Origin of the sequence: Acinetobacter sp. FDAARGOS_559 (assembly GCF_003940475.1) — a bacterium.
Taxonomy (GTDB): Bacteria; Pseudomonadota; Gammaproteobacteria; order Pseudomonadales; family Moraxellaceae; genus Acinetobacter; species Acinetobacter baumannii.
The window spans coordinates 1886620-1899955 of sequence record NZ_RKJG01000005.1; the positions used below are offsets into that span (position 1 = coordinate 1886620).

The following is a 13336-nucleotide window of genomic DNA, read 5'->3' on the forward strand; positions in this document are numbered from 1 at the left end:
ATTCTTTAGACTTTCAGGCTAAGATGATCAACCTCTTAACCTTTAGTTTTTGGTGATCATGCAACTTAATAAATTTACCGATTATGCTTTGCGAATATTAATGTATGTCGCTCGTCCAAGTGATGCGCCGTACACGATTGCAGAAATCGCTCAAGATTTATATGTTTCGCAAAATCATCTTGTGAAGGTTGTCCATTTTATGGGTAAACAAGAGTGGATTATTACCATTCGCGGCAAAGGTGGTGGAATTCGATTAAATCCAAAAGCTTTAGATTTAAAACTTGGAACAATTGTCCGAATTTTACAAGGTGACCACCAAATTGTTGAATGCAATACACCACCTTGTGTTTTACGCTCCCATTGCGGTTTGAAAGGTATTCTTGATCAAGCTTTGGAAAGCTTTTATCAAAGTTTAGATCAATATACGTTAGGTGAAGTTTTACAACAGCCAAAATCTGCTTCAGATCACTCCCCTATCGCCTTTTTACAACTCTAGAGCCCGTAATTCTATTTATCTTTTTAAGCAAGTTTACTGAAAATTAGCAAGAATAACCAAGCTCCTTTATACTAGGCGCGAGCCCTCTCATTTAAAAAGTTATTTTTTATGCGTCGTAGTGAAAAATCGAAAGACACCAAAGCCAGACTCGCACCCAAGCAAAAGATCAGTTATGAAAAGAAACCGGATCCAGCGATTACAGCTTATGCTGTGCAATCTCTAAACTGGTTACGCCAAGCTGAATTTTTAATGAGTGCTCCGAAATTGGCACTATGTGTTGAAGATAGCGGCTACGAGATTGCGTTTGCCGGACGTTCAAATGCAGGAAAATCTAGCGCAATTAATGCATTAACAAACCAGAAACAGCTTGCACGTGCCTCCAAAAAACCTGGGCGCACGCAAATGATTAACTTTTTCAGCCTAGGTAACCCAGATCAACGCTTAGTTGACCTTCCTGGTTATGGTTATGCAGCCGTACCAGAAGATATGAAACGTGTATGGCAAAAAGAATTAGAAAACTATCTAATCCATCGTAAAAGCTTACAAGGTTTGGTTTTACTTATGGATATTCGCCACCCTTTACAGCACTTTGACATGATGATGCTAGAGTGGGCTTATTCACGCCATTTATTTGTTCATATTCTTTTAACCAAAGCAGATAAACTGAACCGCGGTCCAGCGAACAAAGTCTTGCTCGAAGTTAAACAACAACTGAAAAAAATGAAGCTTGATTTCTCGATTCAGCTTTTTTCTTCATTAAACAAACTAGGTTTAGAAGAGCTAGCAAGTGTGATGGCTGGACGTCTACATTTTACGCTTGAACAACAGCCAGAATTTGACGTTGATGCAATCCCAGAAGCAAGCGATGAGGATGCAGAAGAGTAAATCGTCAAAACAGATACAATTTCTTCATTAAATTTATATTCAATTGGCCCCTATTGCTAAACACAAATGTAGGGGCTTTTTTTATACTCATCATAACTTCATCGAGTTAAAAATCAGGACTAAATGATGAAATTGCTATCTTTTTTGAAGAATAAGGCTTTAGGTTCTTCTATTGATTATAAAATTCTTCCACGCAAGGTAAAATTTGACTGGAAAGATACCCCTGTAGACTGGATTCCAAACCAACCGTTTGCAAGTTATTTTATTAATGAAATTAACAATATCTTGCCTGCTGGAGAGTTCTGGTTTTGCCGGCTCTATAACAAGGTTTTACCTCGTATTACTGATGAAAAACTTAAACAGGATGTACAAGCATTTATTCGTCAAGAAGCAATGCATGCAAACGCACACACTTCTGCCAATAAAGAATATTTAAGTGCACGCAATATTGATATCCAGAGAAATCTGGACATTATGAATTATCTATTTACCACTGCTTTGGCAGATAAGCCTTTTGACAAAGAAGTTCCGCAATTCCTGCAAGAGCAATGGGATTTATTTCGTTTAGGTGTTATCGCGACAGTTGAGCACATGACATGTGTTCTAGGTAAATATGCGCTTTATAACAAACGCTGGGAAGAGTTAGGCGCAGATCCAGAAATGGTAGACTTGGTAAAATGGCATGGTTCAGAAGAAATTGAACACCGCACGGTTGCTTTCGATTTATATCGCCATTTAGGAGGCGGTTATATTCCACGCTATTATTTAAGTCTTGCAGTGATTGTGCTTGTGTTAGGGCTATGGGTAGACGGCGCTGCACATATTATGAAGCAAGATCCACGTTTTGCTGATGCTGCCAAATCTAGATTTTTCCCAGCTTGGGTTGCTCTAGAATGGTATAAAATTAGCCGAAAAGATAATCAGGTTTTACCAAACCCAATCTGGCTTATTGCTCAGCAAATTGACTACCTCATGCCGTGGTATGATCCAGTTAAAGAAGGCAGCACTGAAGATGCGGTAAGTTATTTATCGCAGTCGCCAGCAGCCAAAAGAGCTGAATTACAAGCAGCTTAAAATAAAAAAGCAGGATATAAATCCTGCTTTTTTATTTAGAGATTAGATACTGATATCTTTATCTTTGGTATATCGATCTACTACCACACTAATCATCATATCTCCCTGCACATTTACAACCGTTCTTACCGTATCGAGTAAACGATCGATTGGAAGTAAAATCGCAATTGCTTCGGCAGGTAAACCCACAGACTGTAATACCATAATCATGGTAACCATACCTGCACTTGGAATTCCTGGCGCTCCAAGTGATGCGATCATTGCGGTTAGGCACACTACAATTTGTTGTGTCAGGTTTAAGTCTAGTCCAACTAGATTTGCCACAAAGAGCGCGGCAGCAGCTTCATATAAAGCTGTACCATCCATGTTGAGCTGTGTACCCAATGGAATCACAAAACCTGCAGTTTGAGGACGAACACCTAAGTTTTCCTGTGCGCATTTCATACTCAGCGGCATAGTGGCAGAGCTAGAGCTCGTTGCAAATGCGGTAATTAAAGCTGTACGTGTGCCTTTGAAGAAAGTCCAAGGGCTCATACGACCAAAAATCCAAAGCAGTAGCGGTAAAACAACAGCGCCATGAAAAATAGTAGTACCTGTTACCACAGCAGCAAATTCCGCCAATCGGCTTAATACTGAAATGTCTTCGGTAGCCATTAATTTAGCGAGTAAGGCAAAAATACCTAACGGCGCCAATTTCATTACCCAACCTACTAACATCATCATCATTTCAAAAAACTGATGACTCAATACCCGAATACTTTTAAAACGTTCGCCACCATGAACTAAAGCAACACCCACAAATAGAGCAAACACGACGACAGCTAAAACATTCCCGTCACTAAAAGCTTTAAATGGGTTAATTAAAGTATTTTGAATAAAATTAGTGAAGAAAGTTGCCGGGTTTAAACTATCTGGTGTTTGATAGCTTTGCATAGATGCCTGAAAAATTGAAATATCTACACCTCGCCCGACCTCAAACAAATGAGCACAGCTAATACCTAAAATTAAGGCCAAGGTGGTGGTGGTGATACAACACAAGAATGTGATTTTCCAAACTGGGCCTAATTGTCCACCTGCCTGCAAATTTGAAACTCCAACCACAATGGAGCTAAAAATTAATGGCACCAACAACATTTTAAGTAGTCCAATAAAAACACTACTTAATATGCCTAATCCATATAAACTGTGCTTTACAAAAGCAGTGTCCGGATACATGGTAAGTAGGAAGCCAAAGGCTAAACCTAAAATGGCAGCAATCAGAATTTGTGTATTTAAGTTCATATCAACATTATTTTTTTCAGTAGGCAATCCTTTTGTAAATATGACATGAGCTTGCTTTTCATTCGAGCAATTTTTTGTCACATCGTTTCAATTAAAAATAAAAAAGCCATCTTTTCAGATGGCTCATCGTTATTTATTGAGTTTCAATTTCCCGTAAACGCATCAAACCCTCTTGCACCGTACTACATACGAGTTGGCCATTTTGCCACATACGGCCAAAGTTTAAACCGCGAGAAGCCGCACTAACTGTAGCTTCCATGTCATAGAGCATCCATTCATCAGCACGAAGTGGGCGATGGAAATAAATCGCATGATCAATACTGGCACATTGCAAACTTGGAGAAATATAACTTAAGCCATGTGGTCTTAAAGCTGTTGTCATCAAAGTAAAGTCTGAGTAAAACGCTACAATTGCTTGATGCAATGAAATGTCATCCAGCTGTTTTGGAATACGGTCATGGGTACGGATATAGTGCGCATTAAAAGGCGCTTCCGGTTGTGGTTGAAATGGATTGACTGGATCAATCGGACGGATTTCAACATGGCGCTCACGCATAAAACTTGCACGAACATTTTCCGGTACAAAATTCAGGATACCTTCTTTCAACTCACTTTCCGATTTTAGCGCTTCAGGAGCTGGGTAATCTGGTTCTGGATGCTGATAGTTCAAGCCTTCTTCAGGGTTAGCAAAAGACACCATTGCAGAGAAAATAACTCGTCCATGCTGAATTGCCCGAACTTGACGGCTGACAAAGCTTTTGCCATCACGCAAACGGTCTACTTCATAGATAATTGGAGCATTAATATCACCACCATATAAAAAGTAGGCATGCAGAGAATGCGCAGGACGATCAGTTGTGTAAGAAGCAGCACGTAATGCTTGACCGAGAACCTGACCTCCAAAAACACGTTTACCGACCAAATTACGGCTAATTCCACGGTAAATATTTTCTTCAAGCTTTTCTAAAGTGAGCAGCTCAACCAGTTCTTGGGTTAACGCATTCATGAGAGATACCTTCATATTGCAGGCAAAATTGGTATTAAAGGACAGATGTGTAGAATCTATTGTGCCATAAAAAACTATTTGTACATGGAACAATCAGTCAACTTCTGACAAACATTGCCTTTAAAACAGCTAAAAATACGATTTTTAACGATAAAAAATGCCAAAAGAATTATAATTTATCAGAAAATAGCATATTGTTTTTTTTAATAAATACCGCAAAATATTTACCCTCTGCCTTTGGTGCCGGGATTTGTCTTTAAGAAGTAGGAGTTCTTATGTCCAAGAGTGGGTTTGGTCAAATGTATCGTCGGCTTTCGAGTAAACTACTTGACCTCGTGGTAACACCACATGTTCTTGGGGAAGTTCCTACTGAACCAGTATCAACAACAGAAACAGAAGCGAAGACCGAGCGCCAAAAAGTAGTGTGCTATGTCTTGCAAAATCATTCTCGCAGTAATGCTTTAGTGGTGGATGGGGAAACTCGCCGCTTAAATTTAAAGCCAGCGCTAGATCCATTAGTCATCGGTACTCATCAGGAAAAAGCTTCAGTTTTATTTTTACAACACAATGATGAAAATAACCTACTGAATCCCCCTCCTCATGCTTTTCCGCCACGTTTAATTAAACTGATCGAAGTTTTACAAGCAAATCCTGAACTCGACATAGAACTGGTTCCGGTAACCGTTTTATGGGGCCGTTCTCCAGATAAAGAAGACTCTTGGTTTAAGTTGTTATTCTCAGATACATGGGCAACACCAAGTACAGTTAAACAGCTTGTAAATATTGGTTTGCATGGTCGCCAATCTTATTTGGAATTCCATGAACCACAGTCTTTACGTGACCTCGTTGAATATGCTCAGAAGCATTATCCAAACCTTTCGCCAGCAACTTATATTGTTAGCACTTTAAATGACTACCTTGATCGCCAACGTGAAGTTGTTTTAGGCCCAGACTTATCAGACCGCCGCAATGTCATGCAGTCGGTATTAAAGTCTCGTGATGTTCAAGAAGCCATTCGACGCGAAAGTATTCGCGGTAAAATCAGCATGCTTGAAGCAGAGCGCCGTGCGATTGGTTATGTGAATGAAATCGTATCTGATTATTCTCACTCAGCAGTACGTTTTGCAGATTTGGCATTAACACGTCTATGGACTCAGCTTTATGACGGCGTAGAAGTTCATAACTTCAGTACTGTCCGAGAGCTTGCAAAAGACTATGAAATTGTTTACACACCATGTCACCGTAGCCACATTGACTACTTACTACTGTCTTATGTGATTTATAAACGTGGCTTGATGGTCCCGTATATTGCTGCGGGCGACAACCTAAACTTACCTTTCGTTGGTCAGCTTTTACGTGGTGGCGGTGCCTTCTTTATTCGCCGCTCTTTCCGTGGTAATGGTCTCTATACTTCTGTATTTAAAGAATATTTATATAGTATTCTTTCTCGCAACACACCACTTGAATACTTTATTGAAGGTGGACGTTCGCGCACAGGCCGCTTATTACCACCGAAAACCGGCATGCTCGCAATGACAGTCCATAGCCATTTACGTGGCCGTGCCAAACCAATTGTATTTGTGCCAACTTATATTGGTTATGAGCGCCTTATGGAAGGTTCCACCTATGTAGGCGAAATGCAAGGTAAGCCAAAAGAAGCTGAGTCTATTTTTGGTATTTTAAAAACACTCCGAAAAATTGAACGTATTTTCGGTAAAGTACACGTTAACTTTGGTGAACCTGTTTTTCTAGATGACTTGCTTAAACAGCATAATGCTGAGAACGTTTATATTGAAAAGAACGATGACCCAGTGCCACCTGCTGTTTCAGAAGCAGTAAACAGTTCTGCAAATGCGATTTTAGAAAATATTAACCGTGCGGTAGTGATTAATCCGGTTTCTTTACTCTCAATTATTTTGCTTGCAACACCAAAGCATACGCTTGATGAAGAAATCTGTATTAAGCAGCTTGAAGCTTACCGCAATTTAGCATCAAATTTCCCTTACGATCAGCGCACAGAAGTAACGCCGCTATCTGGCAAAGAAATTATTGCTTATGGCTTAAAGCTTAAACTCATTAAGCGCGTACAGCATGCCCTTGGTGACATTATTGCGATTGAAGATAACCAAGCGGTTCTCCTCACCTATTTCCGTAATAACATTTTGCATGCATTCGTTTTACCTTCATTGATTGCATCTCTTGTTGAACATAACGGGAAAATTAGCCGTGCTGATTTAAGCAATGTTATCTATACGCTTTATCCATTCTTAAAAGCCGAACTCTTCCTTAAATGGAAAAGTAGCGAACTTAAAGAACAGATTGAGCAATATGCAGATGCATTGGTTCAATCAAATCTTATTCAACAAGATGACGAAGGCAATTTAATTAGCTCTGCACCAAATACTGAAGAGCATAATCAGCTTGTTGTATTAGCAACACCTGTTAAACAAAGCCTTGAACGTTATTACATGACTTTAGCTTTAATCACTCAGCGTGGTTCAGGCAATATTTCAGCAAAACAAGTTGAAGAATTAAGTCATTTATTAGGACAACGTTTATCAGTTCTATATGAGTTTAACTCTCCTGAATTCTTTGACAAAGCATTGTTCCAAAGCTTTATCAAAGTTTTAACTCAACAAAACTACATTCGAACGAATGACCAAGGCCAAATCGAGTTTGATGATAATTTCCGTCAAATGGCAGCAGGCGCACAGTTGGTGCTTGATGAAGTGACATTACAAATGTTGCAACACATCACAACCTTTACTGATGAAGAGTTAAAAGAAGCTCTTGAAGCAATGGCTTCTCAGCAAGCTAAACGCCGTTTAAAACGTAAAAAAGCTTAAAATCTTCATGCAAAATAAAAGGCAACTTAAGTTGCCTTTTATTTTATCTACTCATTGGACATTCAAAGTAACGCGGATCATCAATACAACGTAAGCGTTTCATTAGCTCCACAAAGTAGGCATCGTAATAACCGGAGCGAACATATTGATTGCGTATTTTTGCCACCATAATGTCATAGCTCTGCTTTTCGTAAAAAGAAACGTCAACCCAATAATAGGCTGGTAAATGATTTTCCCATTGTATAGCTCGATTTGTTAATAATTGACTATTTTGGACAAACCAAGCCCGAATTTTTCGTCCAAAGTTGGCTGGATAAGCTTGGGGCTTAATAATTATATTTACCCCGAAATACGCCAAAGGAAAATTAATCACCTGAGTATCTGGCCCAAAATCTTTCTGTAGGTTATAAGGCAAAAGACCATAAACAGGCGCTGGCATAATATCGATTTTATTTTGTTGAAACTGCGCAATCGCATTCGATAAATCAACATATACTGGCTGCGCACCTACACTTCTCACCAAAGCTTGTTGTGGCGGGTTATTGGCTAGAACTCCAATTCTTTGACCTCTAAGCTGTGCCACTTTTGATATTTTCTTGGTTTTCATGACCATATTTGCAGTACCAACCGGAATCATACCGACTGCTTCATAATCTTTATTAATTAATCTTTTCTCAATTGTAGGATGATTTAAAAGCTGCAATAGATTTCGTGCAGTCCGGTTATTGGGTATAAGACCAATACCTGAGGTACTGCCCATAAAATGATTATACTGATAAGTATTAAAGTTACTGGCTGCTAAGCCTGAGCATTTCCCCTCATCAAAAGCTTGAATGGCTTGCTGCTCTTTTTGATAACTAACGACTTTGAATTTGACCTGATATTGCTGAGCATATAGACGAATGTCATTTAGTCGGCGCGTAATATCCCCTTGGGTACCCGCTGGATCATATGCACACCACACCTGATCCCCAGCCCAACTCGTAACTGACGTTACACTCAAAAAGAGAGCTAAACAAAATTTTTTCACTTTTAACCTTTTTATCTTTATCGGCAATTTAACTGCCTCATCAGGTATTTCTGTTGTTATTTAAAGTTTAGTCTAAATTTTAATTTGTACCATGAGCATTTAAACATAATAAATAGTCATTAAAGCAAATTGGATGCTCAAGTTGAAAACCCGTCTCAAACAAATGTTTCGCATAAATTTTTTTGCCTGACACATGAGCTGAATCTAAGGTAAGTAGCGGTAAATCTAACTGACTTTGAAACCACAGTAAGACTTCATGCAAAGGTACAGGTGCATTATTAGCAACAAGATAACTTTTATGGGGTTTTTCAAAATCGGCTAAAAATGCCAAAAACCTTGCTAAATCATCAATATGAATACGGTTACTATAGTGAATATTTGGATAGGTTTGCGTGTGCTCAGCCATTCGTTTTAGGCGATCAATAGAAGCCCCATAAATCCCTGTAGGACGCACAATCACGCACTGTGACGGAAAATACTTTTGCCATAGCAATTCCATATTATGCAAGATATGCCCTTGGGCATCGTTTGGGTGAATCTCACTATGGTCATCAATTGTTTCACCAGAATTTTCACCATATACCCGCGTAGATGACACCACAATTAATCTTTTAACCGGATGCGATTTTAAAGCCTGACGAATAGGCTCAATACTATCCACATAAGTATGCTGATAACCTTCAACAGTACTATCGTCTGGTGAAAGTAAAATATACACTACATCTACAGGTGCAATTTCGCTTAAATCGAGCGTAAAAATATCCTGTACGAGATGTGTCCCATAAGGATCTGTCTTTTCACTACGGCTAATTGTGGTAATTTGATTTCCTTTCTCAAATAGTTGTTTAGCAACACGCTGAGATGTTTTACCATAACCGATAAATAATATATGCATAGAGAACTCGTTGAGGGGACATGACTTCAGTCCATCAGTTACAAGGCGTTGGATCGGCTTCAGCAGCCCTACTCGAAAAACTAAATATTTTTACCACAGATGATTTGCTGTTTCATCTGCCCCGTGATTATGAAGATCGCAGTACCATTATTCCTATGAATCAATTGGTAGTTGGTCGTAGTTATTTACTCGAGGGTGAAGTCAAATCTGTTGATTTCCCTCCAGGTAAACGTAAATCTATGGCCGCATTAATACAAGATGAATTTGGTAAGGTGACTTTACGCTTTTATCATATTTATAAAAATTTAACCGACAAAATAAAACCTGGTAACCGTTTACGTATTTTTGGTGAAGTTCGTGTAGGTGCACGAGGGCTTGAGCTTTATCATCCAGAAATTCAACTTATTAATGAACATACCCCCCTTCCAAAAACGCAGCTCACAGCAATTTATCCAAGTACCGATGGACTAACACAAGCTAAATTACGCGAATATGTTAAACAAGCGTTGAAACATCATAGTGATGCCTTACCCGAGTTACTCCCTAAACAATATACAAATGGGTATGCACTCAAAGAAGCTTTACATTACATTCATGAGCCACCAGTTGATGCCAATATGATCCAATTGGCTCAAGGCTCTCATCCTGCGCAGCAACGTCTTATTTTTGAAGAGCTGGTCGCACATCAAATTAGTCTTCTCACTCGACGTGCTTATATTCGACAAATTGCTTCACCTGCTTTTCCGAGTAGTAAAGTACTTGCAAAAAAACTGCTAGAAGCTTTACCTTTTCAAATGACCAACGCACAAAAACGTGTATCAAAAGAAATTTTAAGCGACTTAAAACAACATCAACCTATGCTGCGTTTGGTACAAGGTGATGTAGGGGCTGGAAAAACTTTAGTTGCAGCGGTTGCAGCATGTCATGCATTGGAAGCAGATTGGCAAGTTGCGTTAATGGCACCCACCGAAATTTTAGCAGAGCAGCATTATTTAAATTTTAAACGCTGGTTTGAACCTTTAGGTATTAAGGTAGCTTGGTTGTCGGGTAAACAAAAAGGGAAAGCGCGGGCACACGCTGAGCAACAAATTAAAGAAGGCCATGCTGAACTAATTGTGGGTACTCATGCCTTATTTCAAGATAACGTTGAATTTGCAAAACTAGGACTCGTGATTATTGATGAACAGCACCGATTCGGGGTCGATCAGCGATTAGCCTTACGCAATAAAGGCGCCGAACAGCTCACCCCACATCAACTGGTCATGACTGCAACGCCAATTCCTAGAACACTGGCAATGAGTGCTTATGGCGATTTAGATACATCGATTATTGATGAATTACCCCCAGGCCGAACTCCAATTCAGACCGTCACGATTCCTCTAGATCGTCGTGAAGAAGTACTGCATCGAATTGCTTCCAACTGCCGAGAAGGTAAACAAGCCTACTGGGTATGTACTCTGGTTGAACAGTCCGAAACTTTAGATGCTCAAGCTGCCGAAGCCACCTATCAAGAAATGAAAGAGCGCTTTCCTGATCTTAATATTGGTTTGGTTCATGGCAAAATGAAAGCCGATGAAAAACAGGCTGTCATGCAAGCATTTAAAAACAATGAACTACAGCTGCTAATTGCCACAACTGTTATTGAGGTTGGTGTAGATGTACCCAATGCTTCGATTATGGTCATTGAGAATGCTGAACGATTAGGGCTTTCACAGCTACACCAATTACGAGGGCGTGTAGGACGAGGTGCAAAAGCCAGTTTTTGTGTTCTTCTCTATAAACCACCACTTTCACAAAATGGGCAAGAAAGACTTTCAATTTTAAGAGAAAGTAATGATGGCTTTGTTATTGCTGAAAAAGATCTTGAGCTAAGAGGCCCGGGTGAGTTATTAGGAACAAAACAAACAGGTGATATGGGTTTCCGTGTCGCACGTTTAGAGCGAGATGATCATTTATTGAGTCAAGCACACTACGTTGCACAACAAGTTCTAAAAGATTACCCTGAGCAAGCTGATGCCTTATTGAAGCGCTGGCTTCCCGAAGCTCCTCGATACGCATATGTTTAAGTTTTTAAACCCACATTATCTTTTTCAGTTGCTGTCCCCTTGCCTACTTTGCGAAATAGGAACACGGGAAAAATATTCTCTTTGTAAAGAATGCTGGGAACAGCTACCGTGGCTTAAGCAAACCATTCAGCGCAATGATCAGTCTGTTCTTGTGGCCTGTCACTACGCCTATCCAATTAACCGGATCATTCAGCAGTTTAAATATGAACAAAAATTACATTACCAAACCTTACTCGCTGAAGTTTTACAGCAATTAAAATTTCCTAAGGTACAAGCGATTGTACCCATGCCTATTTCTAAACAACGTTTAACTGAACGTGGTTTTAATCAATCCTTATTACTCGCCAATCTTTTGAGTAAGCAATTAAAAATACCAGTTTGGCAGCCTGTACAACGCTTAAATGAGCATTCTCAAAAGGGATTATCTCGACTCGAAAGATTTGAAAATATTGAACAGCAATTTGTTGCGCTCACTCAAGAAAAACGGCGTTATCGTCGTGTACTGATTATTGATGATGTAATCACAACAGGAAGTTCAATTCACGCTTTAAGTCAGGCGCTAAAACAGCTAGGGTGTACATCTATTCATGCCAGTTGCCTAGCTGCTGCTTCATCTACATCATATTAAAATTATAGAGTTATAGATAAGTTCTGCTCACACCACGGAATTACAATTTCTTTGGTTAATGGTGCGAGTTTTGTCTCGGAATCATTAAATTTCACCCACTTCATTTCAGCAATTTCAGCTGCAATTTGTGGGGATTGTTTTAATCGAACCAAATATAAATGGCTAATAAGCTTGTGATCCGGTTCATTGGCAGCTGCTGTCTCAAAACGCCCTATAAACTGTTCTATTACACACGGGCTGCCTATTTCTTCCAAGATTTCACGCTGTATAGCACTTTCCGGAGCCTCATTCGGCTCCAGTTTACCGCCTACCTGCATAAAAGCTTGTGTATTACGCTTTCTGACAAGCAATAATTCATTTTGTTCATTTAAGATCACCGCAGCGGCGACCGTAATTGTTTTCACCTATTTAACCTCATTTATGGTTGAACGTCGGCATTTGTCCATTTCGGAGCAGGAGCCTGATATTGCTCAAATTGTTGAAGAATATCTTCAATTTTGTCTGAGGCAATCAATTTATCAACAAACCGCGCTTGGCTAAATCCGTTATCTACAGTTCCCTGAATCATTTTAAGCAAATCTTCATAAAAGCCAGCTACATTTAGAAAAGCACACGGCTTTTGATGAATACCTAATTGTGCCCATGTCCATTGTTCAAAGATTTCTTCCAATGTACCTGCCCCACCTGGTAAAGCAATAAAACCGTCCGACAGATCTGCCATTTTGGTTTTACGCTCATGCATATTTTCGACGACATATAATTTTGTCAGTCCAGGATGAGCTAACTCGCGATCAACTAAAGCACGAGGAATTACCCCAATGACCTGCCCGCCGGCTTGCAAAGCACTATCAGCAACAACACCCATTAAACCAGAACGGCCACCGCCATAAACGAGTGTTTTACCTTGTTTAGCAATAGCTTCACCGGTTAATTGAGCAATTTGTTGAAAGATTGGGTTTGAACCAAGAGATGAACCACAGAAAATACAAATTGAATTCATAGTATAAAAACCATTTTATTGAACTGTCATGCTGACAAACTAGACTATCGACAGAGTTTTTTTTTGCAAAATAGCGTATTGGCAAGTGTTTTTCGGCAAATCCTTGTCTAAAATACACCCATCAATTTC

At 39.5% G+C, this 13336-nt stretch carries 12 protein-coding genes; 6 read left to right on the forward strand and 6 right to left on the reverse strand.

From position 1 onward, the window contains the following. The first annotated feature begins 58 nt into the window (after nt 1–58). From EGS71_RS10550 to EGS71_RS10560, 3 genes are all read left to right on the forward strand, one after another. The gene (locus EGS71_RS10550) at nt 59–496 is read left to right on the forward strand and encodes an RrF2 family transcriptional regulator (RefSeq protein ID WP_001176606.1); all 438 of its coding nucleotides are present in this window, start codon (nt 59–61) and stop codon (nt 494–496) included. A gap of 108 nt (nt 497–604) precedes the next feature. After that, on the forward strand, nt 605–1381 hold the full coding sequence (gene yihA / locus EGS71_RS10555) for a ribosome biogenesis GTP-binding protein YihA/YsxC (RefSeq protein ID WP_001254456.1): 777 nt from the start codon (nt 605–607) through the stop codon (nt 1379–1381). 123 nt (nt 1382–1504) lie between these two features. After that, nucleotides 1505–2455 (forward strand): metal-dependent hydrolase, encoded by a 951-nt coding sequence (locus EGS71_RS10560; RefSeq protein WP_016653507.1) that lies wholly within the window; start codon nt 1505–1507, stop codon nt 2453–2455. A gap of 42 nt (nt 2456–2497) precedes the next feature. Here the strand turns inward: EGS71_RS10560 and EGS71_RS10565 are convergent, their stop codons facing one another. After that, complete coding sequence (locus EGS71_RS10565) at nt 2498–3763, reverse strand: dicarboxylate/amino acid:cation symporter (protein ID WP_002000599.1); 1266 nt, start codon at nt 3761–3763, stop codon at nt 2498–2500. Nucleotides 3764–3869: 106 nt separating this feature from the next. Beyond that, nucleotides 3870–4742 (reverse strand): acyl-CoA thioesterase, encoded by an 873-nt coding sequence (locus EGS71_RS10570; RefSeq protein WP_000993136.1) that lies wholly within the window; start codon nt 4740–4742, stop codon nt 3870–3872. Between the two features lie 275 nt (nt 4743–5017). On the opposite strand from EGS71_RS10570, the gene plsB reads away from it, so the two are divergent. Further along, nucleotides 5018–7588: a glycerol-3-phosphate 1-O-acyltransferase PlsB gene (plsB, locus tag EGS71_RS10575; protein WP_000045410.1), complete on the forward strand. Its 2571-nt coding sequence runs from the start codon at nt 5018–5020 to the stop codon at nt 7586–7588. Between the two features lie 43 nt (nt 7589–7631). Here plsB and adeT2 read toward each other — a convergent pair whose 3' ends face one another. Further along, complete coding sequence (gene adeT2 / locus EGS71_RS10580; RefSeq protein ID WP_000712907.1) at nt 7632–8618, reverse strand: putative multidrug efflux protein AdeT2; 987 nt, start codon at nt 8616–8618, stop codon at nt 7632–7634. 79 nt (nt 8619–8697) lie between these two features. Further along, nucleotides 8698–9513: an NAD-dependent epimerase/dehydratase family protein gene (locus EGS71_RS10585; RefSeq protein WP_000547780.1), complete on the reverse strand. Its 816-nt coding sequence runs from the start codon at nt 9511–9513 to the stop codon at nt 8698–8700. A 20-nt stretch (nt 9514–9533) separates the two neighbouring features. Here EGS71_RS10585 and recG point away from each other — a divergent pair, with 20 nt between their 5' ends. Next, nucleotides 9534–11579, forward strand: a complete 2046-nt coding sequence (recG, locus tag EGS71_RS10590) for an ATP-dependent DNA helicase RecG (RefSeq protein ID WP_000204958.1) — start codon at nt 9534–9536, stop codon at nt 11577–11579. Further along, the gene (locus EGS71_RS10595; RefSeq protein ID WP_000472261.1) at nt 11572–12207 is read left to right on the forward strand and encodes a ComF family protein; all 636 of its coding nucleotides are present in this window, start codon (nt 11572–11574) and stop codon (nt 12205–12207) included. The genes recG and EGS71_RS10595 overlap by 8 nt, the downstream gene beginning before the upstream one ends. Before the next feature lie 2 nt (nt 12208–12209). Here EGS71_RS10595 and EGS71_RS10600 read toward each other — a convergent pair whose 3' ends face one another. Together EGS71_RS10600 and EGS71_RS10605 are read right to left on the reverse strand one after the other, a co-directional pair. After that, nucleotides 12210–12611, reverse strand: a complete 402-nt coding sequence (locus EGS71_RS10600; RefSeq protein ID WP_000849701.1) for an NUDIX hydrolase — start codon at nt 12609–12611, stop codon at nt 12210–12212. Nucleotides 12612–12625: 14 nt separating this feature from the next. After that, the gene (locus EGS71_RS10605; protein ID WP_001084310.1) at nt 12626–13207 is read right to left on the reverse strand and encodes a TIGR00730 family Rossman fold protein; all 582 of its coding nucleotides are present in this window, start codon (nt 13205–13207) and stop codon (nt 12626–12628) included. Nucleotides 13208–13336 lie beyond the last annotated feature (129 nt).